Origin of the sequence: Chryseobacterium tructae (assembly GCF_030409875.1) — a bacterium.
Taxonomy (GTDB): Bacteria; Bacteroidota; Bacteroidia; order Flavobacteriales; family Weeksellaceae; genus Chryseobacterium; species Chryseobacterium tructae.
In genome coordinates this window covers 1,936,326-1,953,455 of record NZ_JAUFQR010000001.1, presented here as the reverse complement: position 1 = coordinate 1,953,455, position 17,130 = coordinate 1,936,326, and the positions used below count along the sequence as shown (strand labels likewise).

Here is a 17,130-nt window from a genome sequence, read left to right as displayed (position 1 = left end):
CAAACCAAAAGTAAGATCAGATCAAAATTCAAATTAAAAAATCATTATAGAACCTAATACACCAAGTAATTAAATAGATCTTTATCACAAAAATAGTAATAATTTACACTTATGTTATCGTTTATTTTAAAATCTACAATGATGCTATTATAATTTTTAAGAAACACTTTGAATAGTATAAAAAATGAATACAATATATAAAAACCGATTAAAAATAATCAGCTCTATGGATTTGATTATGAAATACTGTATCATATTCAGTCAGTAGCCTGCAAAATTGCAAATCATTAATGATGTGTCATAAAAAAGAGGCTATCTTCTGAGATAGTCTCATCATCATGACATTTACATACTTTGTAAAACGAAATAGTTTCCATTTCATTAATTGTATGTAACATTCTAAAATCAGGCAAAGATTTGGATTGAATTAATAATGTATTTTGAATAAGCACTCTGTTACTTTGCCTGAAAGGAAAATATATCAACTTAAATAATTACTTTTTTTTAATCTTATATTTTTGTTTTTTTACTTTTTTATCTTGTCCCACATTTTTATAATAATTCGTGTAAGCATACATTGCTGCTTTTTTCAGATCAATAACCCCTCCTGCCTGAGAAAAACTATCGAAATTATTTTCAATATTGGAATTAACTGATTTTACCAGAGCCTCTATGATCTGATGAGGCTTTAAATTCGGCATATAAGCCAATAAAACGGCTGCCGCACCTGCAACTACCGGAGATGCCATTGATGTTCCCTGGAGATAGGCATATTTATTTTTGGGAACTGTTGAATAAATTTCTTCACCGGGTGCAAATAGATTAACTCTGCTTCTATTAAAGTTTGAGAAATTAGCTCTCAACTCGTTATTTCTATTGGTACTTGCCCCTACAACAATAACATTATTTACAAATGGTATGGTATCAGTCAAATTCTTAAAATTTGTTGGATATGCAGGGTGTATTCCAATATCTTCATTTTCGTTTCCTGCAGCTTTTACTAAAAGAACTCCTTTACTTTCGGCGTATTTAAATGCATCCCATACAACTTCTTTTCCCGGAGAAACTGGTTTTCCGAAACTCATATTTAAAATTTTAGCTCCATTATCTACAGCATATTTAATAGCATTGGCTACGTCCTTATCTCTTTCATCTCCATTAGGAACCATCCTAACAGTCATTATTTTAGCCACTTTTTCAGCTATACCATATTGAATTTCTTCCCCTTGCGGAGATCCTGCAATAATTCCGGCTACATGGGTACCATGTTGCGCATCAGGTCCTTCATAATGGTTGTTCCCATAATATTTTTCAGAGTAATCGTCATAATTATCTCCAACAATTTCAGCTCTCGGATCATAATTAATATCATAATGTTTTTCCTGAGCAGAAATACTTTCAATACTTTCGTTCACCCAATTTCTTACTTTTTTTTCAAAATCTTCTGGTGATAAATTTTCAATTTTTGCATTCTTAGAAAAATTTGTCAGGTAATCCAATGCCATAGCGTCCTTTTGATCTGCAGGAGGTTTTATTTCTTTTATATTTTCAGCCGTTACAGGTTTCCCATCTAATAACCGAACCATATTTGGAATAAGTTCTTTAATGAGTGTGTAGGTTTTTAAATGTTGTACTACGCGAAAATTCTTAATATTGAAAAGGTCTTTAGCTTTATTATACATCGCAAAATCTTCCGGCATTTTAGATTGATTATTATTGTTGATAACAGAATCTTCACCTTCAAATATGGGCTTATATTTTTTAAAAACCCGCGTTATTTCTAAATTGTCTATATCAATATCTCGATTTTTTCCACCAATAAAATTCCATCCGTGGATATCATCTACAAAACCATTTCCATCATCATCTCTGCCATTTTCAGGAACTTCATTAGGATTGGTCCACACATTTTTAACAAGGCCCGGATGGTCAATCTGAACTCCACTATCTAACACTCCAACAATAATTTCCTTTGGATTAAGCCCTTTAGACTCTAAATATTTATAAGCATTTTCTGTATTGACACCATATACTTTTGAAGATTTAAAATCTTTATGATACCATGTCATTAAATCTCTTTCACTCCCTGTATCTTCTTTACCATTTGACTTCTGCTGTGCAATTGTTAAACTACAAGCTGTTAAAAAAAAAAGCACCTACTATTATTTTTTTCATTTTGAGTATGTAATATAAATTCTTATTTCTTTTGTTGACCATAAGGATATATAATAACTCCAGTATGGGCTAAATAAGTATCATAGTTTTTTTGCTATTTTAAAACCAGGCAAAGGTTTTGGATAAGTAATTAATAATATTCGTAAAAAGTTTACCACTTTGCCTGGAAAAACACAAACATTCTGAAAAACCCTCCAAAAGTATAACTAAAGAAAACTTGAAAAAAAAAACATACATACCATTTATTAATACTCCACCTTACATTATCTCACTATTTGATAGAGCCTAACTAAAAATCTTATTAGTTTTAGAAAAATAGTACATTCATGATGATTTTCAACTATTTTAAATCTTTAGCCAAGTAAGTACTTATCCAATTACCTTTAATTTAAGATCAGTCTCGTTATATGCTAAGTTTTTGTCACTCCATAAGAGCACAAGCCCTCCCCTCAATAAATAATAATGTGTGTTCAGGGACCTTTACTGAATCCGCTAATAATTGGCACTTTCCTCATTCACCTGTTTGTTTCTTGATGAACACCAACAGTCAATCAAGAAACAAACAACTATAAACAATTAAATAACAGCATATTAAAAATAACATTAGATAATCTAATAATTCCTATTAGGAATTATTAGATCGTACTTCACAGCCTAATAATCAATATCAAATATCTTTAAGTTATCATTCAACTCACTGATTATAAATTAGAGTGCGTCTTATAAAAATAAATTATTATAAATATTTTTTCTAACAACACATTAAAAAAAAATCTATGAAAAAAACTTTATGTAGGGCTGTATGCCTTTGCTTATTTTCTTCAATCAATTTAGCTGTATCTGCTCAGAATAAGCTAAAAATCGCAGTTGATGGAGGTTATACCTATACTGCGATGAATGCTAATCTGTCTAATCTGGTGAATTCTAGATATACAACACGCTACGGCTTCGGAATAAATCTTTCGGGGGAATATCTGATTTGGAAATCTCTTTTTATTTCTACAGGGATATCGTACCTGCAAAAAAATTACCAATTTGAAAGAACAGGAAGGCATTCTGGTTGGTTTACAAAATACAATAATGACTTTCTGGGTTTTCCCTTACTGGTAGGCGGATATATTCTTAATAATCCAAATAAAAGCCAGGGAGTATGGATTAAACTGGCTGGAGGTATGTATACCGAATACTGGCTTAAAATGAAAAGAGAGGGCCAATATCCTGTTATAGGAGAACTTCAGGAAAATGGCAATTTTAATTACATACAAGTATCAGATACTTATGACTTTGAGAAGAATGAGAATCAGCTCAACAGATTTGGTTATGGTCTGCAGGGTCAGGCTCAACTAGGGTACTCGTTCAATAAGTTTGATCTTCATGCCGCTTACAACTACCAATATGGACTTTCTGATATTAATAAAGCACCAACAGATAAAGATCAAAAAATGACTACGAGATCCTATATGATTTCCCTTGGTGTAGCTTATAAATTTAATTAGAGCTCCTTACTTCATTAATACATTAAAAATAAACATAATATGACAAGAAACTTTAGTAAAAAAGCAATTCTTATTTTTGGAATTCTTACAGCGGCTACCACTTTTAATTCCTGTGTAGCAGAAGATGATCTTTCAACAACAGAACCTACAAGATATACCGCCAATGATATAAAATCCTATGCAGACCTTTTTAGGGTATTTTGGACAGTAATGGACCAACAATATAATTATTTTTATGAGCAGAAAAGAAATGATGGTATGGATTGGGATGCTGTTTACAGAGAATACTATCCTAAGTTTCAGGCATTACAAACTTTTAATACAGGTAATGATAAAGATATTATAGAAAATCAAAAAATAGCAAGACAGTATTTCACTGATATCATAGATCCGATCATAGACCGCCACTTTGCAGTTGGTATAAAATTACCTTATTCAAAAGGAGTTGAAGGAACGTTTAGATTCAGTGGGGGAATGAAGAGTCCTGTTAATAATCAGTACGACTTTAAAGTTAAAACAACCTATATGGCTGACAAGCTTGGACCTGATGCAAAAAGTGAAAGCATGGTCTTTAACAATCCAGATGGAACTCAATCGACTTTCACTTACCAAATGGGAAGCTTAAAATCTAACCCGGATACTTATTATTTCAGTTTTAATATGTTTAGTTTATCTGCTGCTCTTAAAATTAATCTCCTGGATGCTTATTTGAAACCCGATTCTGGCAATGGACTTGTTTTAACACCGGATATCATCAAAAATTCAGTAGAACTAAATTCAATCAGTGATGCAACCTTAAGAAATAAAGTTGAAAATTTCACAATAGACATATTAAATCAGTGGAATAATTTCCCCAATTCTGCTGATGTGAAATCCTTTAATAATTATATCAGTACATTTAAGGATACTGAAGTCATATCAGATGCTTTTCTAGATGTTACAAAAAAATCACTAGAAGATTCAAAAAAATTAGTCGCCTATAACAAATCTAGTACTTATCCAGCTGATGTATTAACCTCTGAAAGCAAAGCATACATAGCCTGGTTTGTAAGCCAGATGGATAATCATGCTAAATGGGCATATGGACTACCTTCATTTCAGGACGCAGCACAGAGAATAATTGATAAATCTCCTTTCTACAAACAATTTTTTAATGCACTGCATAAAGGAGAAATTAAAAAGATCATCATTGATCTGAGAGCAAATGGAGGTGGTGCTATAGCGGATGCAAGATTCTGGACCGATCGTTTCATCACTAAAAATGCTCTGGCCGGCTATCAAAGAACAAAAGAAGGTAATGGGAGGTTTAATTATACTCCATGGGTACCTATGCATGTCAATCCCCATAAATTTGGAATTCCTTCCGACATCCCAACTGTTATTTTAACTGATAGAGGAAGCGTAAGCATGTCCGAAATATCAACATTAATGTTAAAAAGCCAGGGACCTCATGTTATTTCTATAGGAGATTATAGCGCAGGGGGGCTTGCCGCTTTAACAGGGTCAGATGAATTCAATGGAGGAGCTAAAGGCGAGGTAGCAGGATATTTGAGTTTTTATATGCCTGTAATGGCCCATAAAGATGCAAAAGGCGAGGTCATTGAAGGAATTGGCATCAAGCCGGATATTTATGTTGCTCCACCTTCAAATGCAGAACTGCTAGAAATGAAAAATTCTCCAAAAACATTTGCAGATAGGGTATTGCAAGCCGCTATAAAGTATATTTCTACCAAATAGTATATGTTACCTATAAAAAATGCACGGAAATAGTCCGTGTATTTTATTTTGATTAATTAATATTTTACAAAAATAGTGGATCTATGCAAATTTTGAGCAACTATAAACCATACAACAGGGTAAGGGGCTGAAATAAATGATTTATACATTTATTTTAGTCCCACTTTTTTCCTTTTAAAATAGTACTATTTAGTATTTGTATGAAATTTTAGCCATTTTTCAGTCTATCAAGATATAGCGGAAATAAGTCTTCCAATTCCAATACTGCTCCCGATAGATTTTTAGCTTTGATATAGGCTCTCAATTGAGGTTTTTCATAAAAAGAGAATTCTAAAAATTCTGAAATTCTATTTTTAGGAATTCCTGTTTTCACAAAATAATCATCTTCTACTCTACTTCTTATCCATGTAATATCATCTTGTAAGTCATCATATCGATAGGCTTGTTTTTGTTTTCTGGCTTTACCGCTGATAAGATCATAAACCCCCTGTATATCAAGATTACCTGTTAAAATTGGAAGCAAAACTTTTTTGATTTCTGCTGGCTTTTCTCTCATTTTACCCACTGGCTGAGTGAGACCTATAGCTTTCTGAATAATATCTTTTTTGTCTACCTTACTTAAGGTTTTGGAATCTTTTGATAAATTACCAGTTAGTCTTTTATACAACTTAACTTCTTCAATTTCTTTAATAAATTTATAAAGAGTAATTGACAATAGAGAATTGCTTTCACCTGTAGTAATTCTTTTGGAAAGTCTTTCGTACCCTTCAAGAATGAATCTTAATTCATCATTTTTTGATACCTCAATAGCAAATTCACCCAATGAATTACTAAACACCTTTTTATCCGTAGATATATTAATGATCATGACTGAACTTAAATTAGCACCCTTCTCATCTGCAATAATGCCCCTAACTATCTGTTGAGAAAATGCGATCTCAAAAGCAATTAAACAAATGAATACCAACATTATTTTCATTTAATAATATATATAAGTTTTTTAGCCGGGTAATATGAAAATCTCTTTACTGTAATCTGAACATATGGCCGTAAGAAAGCTACTATAAGCCGTAGATGCAGTTAAACTCTATTAAGAGAAATTTTGTTCCATTTGTTAATTGTATTTCTGCTTATGTTATAACGTTTTGCGATCTGAGTATTATTAAGTGCAAGTCTTTTCTTCTCTTCTAAAATACACTGAATATCAATCTCTTTATAACATCGATGTCGCCTATTAAACAATTCAGATTCCTTATCATTCTCTCCAAATATGAGTTTATTCAACCGAATTATTTCAAGAGCTGATAAATTCCTTTTTTTCAACAGATGATCACAACTATTTTTTTTATCAGGAAACAGTTTGATAATGTCATTATAAATCCGGCTGAAATCTGGTTGCACATTTATTTTTTGTATTTGTTGATCCATTTGTATAGAGTAGTTTTAGGAATTCGATATTCTTCTATTACTTCCTTCTTTGTTTTATCACCGTCTTCAATTAGCTTTAATATAAAATCTATTACTTGTTTTGTGTAAATATTTTTTCTGAATGTAGGTAAAATGGAAGTTTCAGTATTATTTATTTTGTCTTTGTTAGATGGTATCGGCGGCGAATACAATATAAGGTGCTGGGTATATATTCTAAAAAAATCATAATTCAACAACTTTGACCACTTCAAAAGAATCTCCGAGTCTATAGATCTGCTACTGTACATCTTTTCAGCCTCTTTTTTTGAACATTTAAAAAAATTAAGAATACGGACCTCATCTATTTCCATATCTTTTACTCTTTGGTAAATTAGAAATCCAATATTCAGTTCTTTGAAAATAACAGCTTTTTCCATTTATAATATGTTTATTAGACATTAAATTAATAAAAGGCTCCCCTTTCATCATTTGTATTATTATTTTTATTATCATTTGTGAAAAATAGGGGAGACTAAATATTAATTCATATACACTTTCCTATATGGTGTTTTAAACTTATGAGGGTTAAAAAATAATCTGTCTTTTATTCTTTTATAAGATCAGCATTCTGATCATAGTATTTTACAGGATACCCCAGCTTTTCTAACCCTTCTGCAATATCTGACACCTTTCCCACAATCATAATTCTACTTTGATTAGGCAAAATGATATCTTTTGCCACCCTAGAAATATCTGCAACTGTTACTTTATCGAGAGATTTCAGATAATGGGTATAAAAGTCAGGAGCAAGCTCCTGTACTTTTTGATTTAAGGCTAATTTTGCAAGAGTGTTTGGATCTTCTAAAGACATAATAAAGTCCCCTTTCAATTTTGCCTTGGCGTTTTCAAGCTCTTCAGCTTTTACAATAGAAATCAAATTCAATTCATTCATAAATTCACGAACAGACTTATCAGTCACTTCATTTCTTACGTTTGCACCAGTAATAAATAAAGGCCTGTATTTCTCCATATTCAGCACTGCCCATGATCCATAGGTAAATCCATTTTTCTCCCGAAGATTCATATCAAGCCTTGAAGATACACCTTCACCTAAAATACATAATGCGGTTCTTGCAGGAAAATAATTGGCATCTTTCATTTTCAATGAATGAATATTTTGTATGCGAATAACAGATTGCACCGCTGTAGGAACGTCAATAACATTGATCTCTGTTTTTGTTACATTCGATACAGGCTCTAAAGCAACAAAGGGTATATTTGATTTTTTCCATCCACTAAATGTTTTGCTTACTAAAGATTTTATATGATCAAATTTAATATCCCCAACAATAACCAAATATGCATGATTGGGAGTATAATACTTTTGATAGCTGTCTTTAACATCTTTGGTCTGAATTCTATTCACAGATTCCACTGTCATCACTTGTCCTCTGGAGGTATTTTTCCCATATTGTAAAGCCGGTGAAGCTTTTTGCAGAATAAATGTGGCATCTTTCTCTTTAGATTTTAAGATATTAACCAATAGCTGTTTGGTATTCTGAATTTCCTCATCGGAAAATTTCGGATGAATAATCGCTTCAGCCATTAATTGTAATATTTCAGGGAAGAATTTAGAAAGTGAACTTGCAGATACACCTTCCGAAGAAAAACTAAGGTCAGCTCCTAGGAAATCAACTTTTTTGTTAAATTCATCTTTACTAAGATTGGCTGTACCATTCTTAAGCTGTCCTGCCACAACATGTTCAACTCCAACTATATTTCCTTCATAATATGGAGGTCTGTCTATAGATAAATTGGCAGTTACCTGGGGCAATTTATTATTTTCTACCACAATCACGGTAAGACCATTACTTAGTTGAAAAGTTTTTGGTTTACCTATGTTGACAACTGGGACTGGCCCAGCTTTAGGCATTACATTAATATCTATTTTCTGAGCAGTAAACAACCCTGCAAATAAAAATAAGGATACTATTATATAGGTTAATTGTATTTTCATTGGTAAAAATATTATTAATAATCTTTGTTTAGCTTTCCGTTGATAAAATTACTTTGTAGCAGGCAGATAATTAATGACTACTCTTTGGTTAGGGTTTAGATATTTGATCGCTGCCTGCTGCAAGTCTTCTCTTGTGACTGATTTATAAATATCTATTTCCTTGTTTATCAAATTGGTATTTCCCTTTAGTACATAGTTTGTTGCTAATGACTCTGTAATTTTCTCAATATTTGAATTTTGTTTTACAAAATAACTTTCAAATTCGTTTTGAAGCTTCTGATACTCTTCCTGAGAAATCAGTGTAGTTTGGAGTTTCTTGATTTCAGCATCGATATCTTCTTTTAAAATTTGCTTTTTAACATCCCCTCTTGGAATAGCAAAAATTTTAAAAACTCCATAATCTTCCATACTAAGTAGTCCAACACTGAGATCTAAAACTTTTTTATCCTTGTTCGCTAATTTATTTTGGAGTACTGAAGACGGCCCACTACCTAAATAAGAAGCAAGCATTTTAAGAATATAACTATCTTTTTCCTTATTACCAGGTATCCTGTAAGCAAAAATATAGGCTGGCAACTCAATATTCTGATCCGTCTCCGTCACTTCTTTTTCCTGAACAATAGGCTCTTCTGCTGGTAAATTTTTGGGTGTAACAATTCCTTTTGGAATACTTCCATAATATTGCTGAATCCATTTTTTCGTCTGCTCAGGCTTAATGTCTCCCGCAACCACTAAAGTAGCATTGTTCGGGACATAGTATTTCTTATAAAATGTTTTAAATTCATCTAATTGTGCTGAATTCAAATCTTCTATAGACCCTATTATACTCCCGCTATAGGGATGCCTATTAAAGATATGTGGATTCACAGCAGTTAAATAAGCATTCCCTCCATATGGAACATTATCAATACGTTCTTTCTTTTCCTCCTTTACCACATTTCTTTGTGTATTTACTCCTGTTTGATCAATTACTGCATGACGCATTCTTTCAGCTTCCATCCAAAGCCCTAATTGCTCATTATTAGAAGGAAAAGTCTCATAATAATAGGTACGATCATAATTAGTATTTGCATTATTTCGGCCTCCATTGGAAAGAACAATTTTGAACCAGTCACCTTTTTTAATATTATTTGTTCCTTCAAATAAAAGATGTTCAAAAAAGTGTGCGAATCCTGTTTTTCCTTTTACCTCATCCTTTGCTCCTACATAATACATTACTGCCGTTGTTACAACCGGTACTGTATTATCCTGGTGAAGAATTACATGAAGACCATTGGGGAGATCATATTCTTTAAATTTAATCTGTTGTGACAGGCATATACCTGAAACAAAGATTGCTGTAGTCAGCAGTGTTTTTTTAAATTTTAAAGATTTCATTATCATTTTTTTATTGTTAGTGTTTTGTTTCTACATTTTTTAGCTCATTAAGCTAGCTTTATTAGTAGATTTAAGTTCAAATACCTACTTCTTCACTTAAAGTCTTGCAAAATTATTTTCTATGGCACAATCAGCAAAAAAAATAATCTCCTTAATTCTAATACAACATCTAACAACATCTAACAATTATTAAAAATCAAACACTTACAAGAATTCAATTCAAATGTTTCTATAAAATTCAATGACGAAGCGTCATTGAAGACATTAAGATTACTGCTTATTAAATATGAGAGCTCAAAATGAATAATACTTTCTTTTGAATTTAATATAGCTTGTCTGCGGACTTTATTTTATATTCTAAAACCTATAAATATTTTAGAAACGATATAAAGACTTATTGTCTAAATACTTCATTTAAATCTCATCCTTGATCATAAAAATGGTGTATAGGTTCTTGTGAACTTCACAACACGGATTATTTATTTTTTTAAGTATAGAAATTTATTCCTAATTTTTCTACCAATTATTTCGTAAAAATCTTTATTTAGAGCAACAAACAAAAATCAATTGAAAAAAATACATTTTTCCAAGTTTGTTGTTTTTAAAAAAACTAAATCTAATACAACCGATATATTAGGTTGCAAAAAAATTATTATATCACTTTTGTTTCCATAATTACATGTAAACTTGATTTTTTTTTAATTTACAGGTATTGCGGATATTGAATTTTTTTGCCATAACTGGCCTGAAATTTAATATTAGAAGGACCTAGGCTTCCAGTATATACACCGTTCGATATAACATATAAAGTTACTGATGCATTAGTTACGGTAATATAAGAAGACCCTCTAATCTGCCCTAAAAAAAATTGACTTGAGTCAGCCATATTTCCGGTCAAAGTACCATAAAGTCCATTATTCGTAGTAAATCCAGTATTATTTATAGTATTGTTGCTAGCTGATAATTGCGATAGGATATGATAGCTTTTTGGAAATGTTACTGAACCTATAAATCCTAGTTGTAAAACCCAGGATACAATCCAACTGCCTTTAGGTAAAGTAATTCTTCCCATAGACCTGTAGTTAGTGTACAGAACTAGGTGGCTACTCTTACGAATTGAGATTGTTATCTATGGTAGACAAAAAATGTTTAATAATTTTGAGATTATTAAGCATTTTTTGGACATTCATATATTCCCTTTTAAATAACCCATCTATAATGGAAAGTCCATTTCCGGATATCATCGGAAATGGATACACTAGCTCTCATGAGTTAACACCCTATACTATAATTGTATTTAGCTAGAAGTTCTTTCTAAATCCAAATGCAGTAGTGAAATCATCTTTTAAAACAATATAAGCATCAAACTTCTTTCCGTTTTTACTTTTCATGTTCTTGATTAATGATGTTTTGTTTTGAGTTAATAACAAAGTAATATCTTTAATACTGAGTTGTAGTCCGCATATAGTTCTGAAGAGAATCCAATTACACTGTTCGTCAGGACATTTTACAATTTTATCTTTGATAATAAGAGTATGTTGTTGGCATTGGGGGCATTTTAGTTGTGAAATGTTTTCTTGGGGAATACTAAGCGATAAAAGTTCGTTGGTGATTTCTGTTGTGTATTCTTGGATGCTATTGATGAATTGATTTTTATTAAGTTCACCTTTTTCAATTTTATCAAGCGCCATTTCCCATTCTGCGGTCATTTGGACATTCGCTATTTTTTTGTCTTTGACAAGCTCATAAACCTGTAAGCCTTTATCGGTGGGATGTAGGCTTTTGTTCTTTCTGATGATATAGTTTCTGCTGAGTAAGGTTTCGATAATAGAAGCTCTCGTTGCTGGGGTTCCGATGCCGATATTGGATAGTGTTTTCTGTTCTTTTTTGTTTTCAATAGATCTGCCTGCATTTTCCATCGCTGATAAGAGATCAGCTTCTGTATAAAGTTTGGGAGGCTGCGTTGTTTTTTCCAGTAATTCTGTTTTTGAAACCTTCAGTTCATCTCCTGTTTTGAATTCCGAAAGCTCAGTAAGGGCTTCACTAGTATTATGGTCATTTTCATTGTCTGAAAGAATTCCTTTTATCGCTCGCCAGCCTTGATTGAGTATTTTTGTGCCTCTAACCTGGAATTCATAATGATGAACTTTTAGTATGATATTACTGACTTCTTTTGTACAGGCATGGGATAGGGATTCCAATAAACGGTAAGCAATCATATCATAGATGGCTTTTTCCGTTGCAGTAAGTGCGGATGGAACTTTTGTAGTGATGAGCAAACCGTGATGATCGGTAACTTTTAAATCATTGACTATTCTCTTGTTGAAGTTTCCAAATTTTAAATGGGCTATTGCTGTTTTGAATGGTTCGGTTTGATTCAGTATTCTGACCAGTTCAGGAATTTCAGGCCATAAGTCTTTGGGAATATACTTGCTACCGGTTCTGGAATAGGTTATGAATTTCTTTTCATATAAGCTTTGGGCAATTTGTAAAACCTCATCGGCAGAAAGCCCCAGTTTTCTGTTGGTTTCTTTCTGTAATTCCGTGAGATCGAAAAGTAACGGAGACTGTTCCTGTACTGTTGTAATGGATACACCCTCTACAACAGCTCTTCCCTCCCGCTCTATGGATTTTTGGATTTGTTCTGCCTGCTTTTTTTCTTCCCATTGTAATAGTGAGAGGCTGGTAAAGTCTGTATACTCTTTCTGTGACTCAGCTGAATCTGAAAGTACTTTTGCTTGGTAAAGTTTTGATGCTTAAGAAACCGTTGACAGATTAAAGCAAGAGTTGGGGTCTGCACTCTGCCTAATGAATAAACATCTTGGTTTCCTGCGATGGTTAATGCCTTGGTAGCATTGATTCCTACCAGCCAGTCTGCTTCACTTCTGGCTTTAGCTGCTTGATACAAACCGTCAAAGGCATCGCCTGGCTGAAGCTTCTTGAAGCCTTCTTGTATTGCTTTTTCGGTCAGGGAACTGATCCAGAGTCTTTCAAAAGGTTTATTGCACTGTATGAAGTGATAGATATAGCGGAAGATAAGCTCACCTTCCCTACCTGCATCTGTTGCTACAATGATGCTATTGCATTGACTGATGACTTGTTTTATTGTGTTGAGTTGTTTTAAAGCGGAAGGATCAGGCTCATAGCCTTTTGTTTTCTTTAGTTTTTTGGGAGTTAGAATAAAAGGGTTCGGAAAGATAGGCAAAGAGGCTTTGTTAAAGCCTCTTATACCATAATCCTCCGGCATTCCTAATGCGATCAGATGTCCTAATGCCCAGGTGACACAATATCCATTACCGGATAGGTAACCATCTTTCTTTTCATGGGCTCCTAATAATTGTGCGATTTCTCTTGCGACACTGGGTTTTTCTGCGATGATTGCTTTCATATGATGGATTTAGATGTTGATTATAGTTTTTGCCCTCTTGGTTTTCTAATCTTCTTTTGCTGATCCTCCTGTTGCTTATTAACAGGCTGCTGCTGTTTTGATTCTAAAGGCTCCTTCACATTTTTTGTAGCTTCATTGGTCTTACCCTGGGTGTTAACCGCAGTTTGAGTTTTATGATCTTCTGTAGGTTTTGCCTCTTCTTTGAGCTTATTAGGATGATTGAAGGAGAAATCGGTTTTAAAGGTTTCTTTATTGAAGGTAATATAGCCTTGATAGGCTTTACCTTTAACATCGGTAAGACCGTCAACGTACACGGTTTGCCCGGCTTTGAACTTTTCATATTGCGAATCGTCCAGTTCTTTTCCTCTGAATACTTTGGGTGCTTCTTTATCCGTATGTTGAGGTTGCTGTTGGTTATAATAATGTTGTTGACTTTGTTGCGGTGCCTGGCTATTGTTGAACAAAAATTCCACATACCGCTTATCCGCATTGAACTGAACGGTAGCATCGAAAAGTTCACCTTTTTTAGAGGTCATGCCTTCCAGATACAATGGTCCTCCTTCTAGTAAGGTTTGTTTCTGATGTTCATCAAGTTGTATTCCTTTGATTTCATCAGGAATTTTCATGTACTCCGCTCTATAGGCAACCAATTCATTGGTTAAACGGTCACAGCTGATGACAGATGGAATGATTTCATCGGTTTTAGGATTGACCAGATCTACTATCCTGCCCATATTCCCGATCTCTCTAAGATTCTTTTTGTCTTCATCACTGAACTGATGCCCTAAGAATTTATTATTGAGGCTAGGTTCTTTTCGGATTCCATGCAGATGAACAGCAACCTGTCCCGTATTTCCTGTTTGAAGAGATAATCGAACATCCATTTTGCTTACTGCCGTTCCCAGATTAATAGTGATGGGAATTAGTGTATTGGTTTTAAAACCTCTGAGTAATGAATCCATGGCATTCATTTTTTCAAGCTTCTCCTGATTAAGTCCGAACTTCTCCATCGTTTTCCAGTCGATCTGTTCAGGCTGAAAACGATATTCCTGATTGTCTGTGTTGTTGTCCATTGTATTTTGATTTTTTGGATTATTGTTATATTGTGGTAAAACTTCATAGCCTTTCAGCTTTTCTTTTTCTTCGGGGGATGCCTGATCGACATACTTCTGAAGATCCTGAGCGATATTAACAGCATCGTATTCTGAAACTTTGAAAAAGTTGAAATGCATTGGGTTTTTAAGCTGCCGGTAAAAGTTGGAAAAGAAGTTGGAGAAAATATCTCCATGTTTATCAACTCTGATCAGCGGGTCATTATCCTTTTTTTCTTGTGGAGTAACCTTTTGCAGATTCCCATCTTGATCAATTCCTTTGACCATTTCAACCTGGTTGGTATGAATGTTCAGGACAAGTAGTGTGTCTGTTTCTGGTTTGAGTTCATTGGGTTCCTGAGGGGGTATCAATTCATTTTCCATTGCATTTCATTTAATGGAACCAATGTATAGATCAATTAAGAGAATCCTAAAGATTGGAAAGGTGATGAATGATTTGGCTGTGGATGTCCTATCATCGTTAAGAGTTTAAACATTCTCTGATCAATTGATGGACATCCGAAAGCTTATAGTATAGCTTTCCGCTGATGGTATAATAAGGCAGCTTTTTATCAGTCCGGTAACGCTGTAATGATCGGGAGCTTATTTTTAAAAGCTGTAAAACATCCTGGTTATCCAGAAGCTGCTCTCCGTCTACTTCTATAAATCTGGATTGGTTCTTAAGCATCTGTTCTTTCAGTAGGTCAAATCTTTCCATAATTCTCTCCATCCAGGCTATAAATTCTGTTCTTTCAATATTCATAACTGTGATTTTTATGATTGCTTGTGATGTAAAATTGAACAATAGAAATCATATAAAATCACTACTTTTTCGTAGTCACGAAAAGATTTTTACTGATTTTTTTTAATAGCTCTTAAGAATGATCGATATGTTGATCTATAAGATAATAGTAGAAGATATAAAATTGTTTTAATTCGAAAATTCAATTCTAAGTATCTGTTCATATATTTTTTATTTTGAGACAAAAGCTATAATTTTATTAATGATTTAAGTACATCAGCTCATATAGGGAATCTATCTGTTTTAATGTATTGAAGTAATTTTATTGTTCTCTTATTAATATCCATCATTAATGGCCAATAATCGCAAATCAATTTACAGTGCACTTGCCGCTAACCTACTGATCGCTCTCACAAAGTTTATTGCAGGGGCATTTACCAATAGTTCTTCCATGATATCCGAAGGAATTCATTCAACAGTTGATACCGCGAATCAGCTGCTGCTTTTATATGGAATCAAAAGGAGCAAGAAGCCTGCAGATGAATCTCATCCATTTGGATACGGCAAAGAGCTCTATTTCTGGTCCTTCGTGGTTTCAATTCTTATATTTGGTTTAGGGGGCGCTTTATCCATCTATCAGGGAATTTTACATATTATGGAACCCGAAGTAATGAAAGATCCATTCTGGAATTATATTGTATTGATACTTTCCCTTATTTTCGAGGGTACCTCTTTGTTTATCGCTGTAAAAGAATTTAACAAAACCCGTAACGGGTTGAGATGGTGGGATGCGATCATCAAAAGCAAAGATCCGGGAAGCTTTCTTGTAGTTTTTGAAGATGGTGCCGCAGTAGCCGGTCTGCTTGTTGTTATGATATTAATGGGGATCAGCCACTGGTTACAAATTCCTGAATTGGATGGGCTGGCATCGGTAATCGTAGGGTTAATGCTGGTTTTTGTCTCGCTTATTCTGGCCAGGGAAAGCAGGAGCCTTCTGATGGGTGAAGGCATAGCACCTGAAACAAGAGAAAAGATTGCTAAACTGGCTGAAAAAGATAGTGCTGTAGTCAGAACAAAAAATATTCTTTCTACATACCAGTCACCTGAAGAAGTGGTATTGATGCTGATCATCGATTTTGAAGATCATCTGGATACAGAAGAGATCACAGAGGCCATACACCGTATTCGTGAGCATATTAAAAACGAATTTCCTTTCGTAAGGTTCGTTATTATTCAACCGGAATAACTCATTATATTTTATGATCTTGGTAGTTTTCAATTTTTATCTGTTATTCAATACATAAACAATTATTATAGGCCATCCTCAGCTTGATCAAATAATTATACAACAAGCCAAAACAATGGCTAAACGCCATAAACTGACAATCGATCAAAATTTATAGCATAAAGTTATGAGTTTTTGAATGCATACTCTTCGTATACGGTATTGATAAGTTCATCAGAATGAATATTTCGTGAAAAAATGGGATAATGAAAAGCATCGAGCTTATTTAGAATACGGATAAGGTCCATCTTTTCTTTATGTTATGGGTAAGGTTTCCGGCAACAATATTTGTTGCCTGACGAATTTTTTCCATTTGTCTTTCAATAACAACCGGTCCCTTTTCTGAAATACGGATGAGCTTACTTCTTTTGTTCATGTCACATTCTTTCTGCTCTACAAGTTTCTGACGAAGTAG

General features: G+C 33.4%; 12 protein-coding genes and 1 pseudogene. 3 read left to right on the top strand and 10 right to left on the bottom strand.

Going from position 1 to position 17,130, the window contains the following annotated elements; translation table 11 throughout:
* Window positions 1–494: 494 nt before the first annotated feature.
* Window positions 495–2,156, bottom strand: coding sequence for a S8 family serine peptidase (locus tag QWZ06_RS09625; protein WP_378170191.1), 1,662 nt, complete (start codon window positions 2,154–2,156; stop codon window positions 495–497).
* Window positions 2,157–2,951: 795 nt separating this feature from the next.
* Between QWZ06_RS09625 and QWZ06_RS09620 the strand changes: the two genes are divergently transcribed.
* Window positions 2,952–3,671, top strand: coding sequence for an outer membrane beta-barrel protein (locus tag QWZ06_RS09620; protein WP_290297545.1), 720 nt, complete (start codon window positions 2,952–2,954; stop codon window positions 3,669–3,671).
* 39 nt (window positions 3,672–3,710) lie between these two features.
* Entirely contained in the window at window positions 3,711–5,408 is a 1,698-nt protein-coding gene (locus tag QWZ06_RS09615) for a S41 family peptidase (RefSeq protein ID WP_290297544.1), read from the top strand.
* Between the two features lie 208 nt (window positions 5,409–5,616).
* On the opposite strand, the gene QWZ06_RS09610 is transcribed toward QWZ06_RS09615, so the two are convergent.
* The 8 genes and pseudogenes from QWZ06_RS09610 to QWZ06_RS09575 form a co-directional block, all read right to left on the bottom strand.
* The gene (locus QWZ06_RS09610) at window positions 5,617–6,378 is read right to left on the bottom strand and encodes a carboxypeptidase regulatory-like domain-containing protein (RefSeq protein ID WP_290297541.1); all 762 of its coding nucleotides are present in this window, start codon (window positions 6,376–6,378) and stop codon (window positions 5,617–5,619) included.
* A 433-nt stretch (window positions 6,379–6,811) separates the two neighbouring features.
* Complete coding sequence (locus tag QWZ06_RS09605) at window positions 6,812–7,252, bottom strand: transposase (RefSeq protein WP_290297540.1); 441 nt, start codon at window positions 7,250–7,252, stop codon at window positions 6,812–6,814.
* 167 nt (window positions 7,253–7,419) lie between these two features.
* Window positions 7,420–8,832: a M16 family metallopeptidase gene (locus QWZ06_RS09600; RefSeq protein WP_290297539.1), complete on the bottom strand. Its 1,413-nt coding sequence runs from the start codon at window positions 8,830–8,832 to the stop codon at window positions 7,420–7,422.
* 48 nt (window positions 8,833–8,880) lie between these two features.
* Window positions 8,881–10,209 (bottom strand): M16 family metallopeptidase, encoded by a 1,329-nt coding sequence (locus QWZ06_RS09595; protein ID WP_290297538.1) that lies wholly within the window; start codon window positions 10,207–10,209, stop codon window positions 8,881–8,883.
* Window positions 10,210–10,912: 703 nt separating this feature from the next.
* Window positions 10,913–11,281: a hypothetical protein gene (locus tag QWZ06_RS09590; protein WP_290297537.1), complete on the bottom strand. Its 369-nt coding sequence runs from the start codon at window positions 11,279–11,281 to the stop codon at window positions 10,913–10,915.
* A gap of 229 nt (window positions 11,282–11,510) precedes the next feature.
* A pseudogene (locus QWZ06_RS09585) lies at window positions 11,511–13,597 on the bottom strand (type IA DNA topoisomerase).
* 20 nt (window positions 13,598–13,617) lie between these two features.
* On the bottom strand, window positions 13,618–15,072 hold the full coding sequence (locus QWZ06_RS09580; RefSeq protein WP_290297536.1) for a DUF3945 domain-containing protein: 1,455 nt from the start codon (window positions 15,070–15,072) through the stop codon (window positions 13,618–13,620).
* A 97-nt stretch (window positions 15,073–15,169) separates the two neighbouring features.
* Complete coding sequence (locus QWZ06_RS09575) at window positions 15,170–15,451, bottom strand: helix-turn-helix domain-containing protein (RefSeq protein ID WP_002980966.1); 282 nt, start codon at window positions 15,449–15,451, stop codon at window positions 15,170–15,172.
* 331 nt (window positions 15,452–15,782) lie between these two features.
* Between QWZ06_RS09575 and QWZ06_RS09570 the strand changes: the two genes are divergently transcribed.
* Window positions 15,783–16,676, top strand: a complete 894-nt coding sequence (locus tag QWZ06_RS09570; RefSeq protein ID WP_290297532.1) for a cation diffusion facilitator family transporter — start codon at window positions 15,783–15,785, stop codon at window positions 16,674–16,676.
* Window positions 16,677–16,941: 265 nt separating this feature from the next.
* Here the strand turns inward: QWZ06_RS09570 and QWZ06_RS09565 are convergent, their stop codons facing one another.
* Window positions 16,942–17,091, bottom strand: coding sequence for a hypothetical protein (locus QWZ06_RS09565; RefSeq protein WP_290297530.1), 150 nt, complete (start codon window positions 17,089–17,091; stop codon window positions 16,942–16,944).
* Window positions 17,092–17,130 lie beyond the last annotated feature (39 nt).

Excerpts from the sequence above, each read along its gene's own strand:
- QWZ06_RS09620 (WP_290297545.1), top strand. The coding sequence starts at position 2,952 with ATGAAAAAAACTTTATGTAGGGCTGTATGCCTTTGCTTATTTTCTTCA.
- QWZ06_RS09615 (WP_290297544.1), top strand. The coding sequence starts at position 3,711 with ATGACAAGAAACTTTAGTAAAAAAGCAATTCTTATTTTTGGAATTCTT.
- QWZ06_RS09610 (WP_290297541.1), bottom strand. The coding sequence starts at position 6,378 with ATGTTGGTATTCATTTGTTTAATTGCTTTTGAGATCGCATTTTCTCAA.
- QWZ06_RS09605 (WP_290297540.1), bottom strand. The coding sequence starts at position 7,252 with ATGGAAAAAGCTGTTATTTTCAAAGAACTGAATATTGGATTTCTAATT.
- QWZ06_RS09600 (WP_290297539.1), bottom strand. The coding sequence starts at position 8,832 with ATGAAAATACAATTAACCTATATAATAGTATCCTTATTTTTATTTGCA.
- QWZ06_RS09595 (WP_290297538.1), bottom strand. The coding sequence starts at position 10,209 with ATGAAATCTTTAAAATTTAAAAAAACACTGCTGACTACAGCAATCTTT.
- QWZ06_RS09590 (WP_290297537.1), bottom strand. The coding sequence starts at position 11,281 with ATGGGAAGAATTACTTTACCTAAAGGCAGTTGGATTGTATCCTGGGTT.
- QWZ06_RS09580 (WP_290297536.1), bottom strand. The coding sequence starts at position 15,072 with ATGGAAAATGAATTGATACCCCCTCAGGAACCCAATGAACTCAAACCA.
- QWZ06_RS09575 (WP_002980966.1), bottom strand. The coding sequence starts at position 15,451 with ATGAATATTGAAAGAACAGAATTTATAGCCTGGATGGAGAGAATTATG.
- QWZ06_RS09570 (WP_290297532.1), top strand. The coding sequence starts at position 15,783 with ATGGCCAATAATCGCAAATCAATTTACAGTGCACTTGCCGCTAACCTA.
- QWZ06_RS09565 (WP_290297530.1), bottom strand. The coding sequence starts at position 17,091 with ATGAACAAAAGAAGTAAGCTCATCCGTATTTCAGAAAAGGGACCGGTT.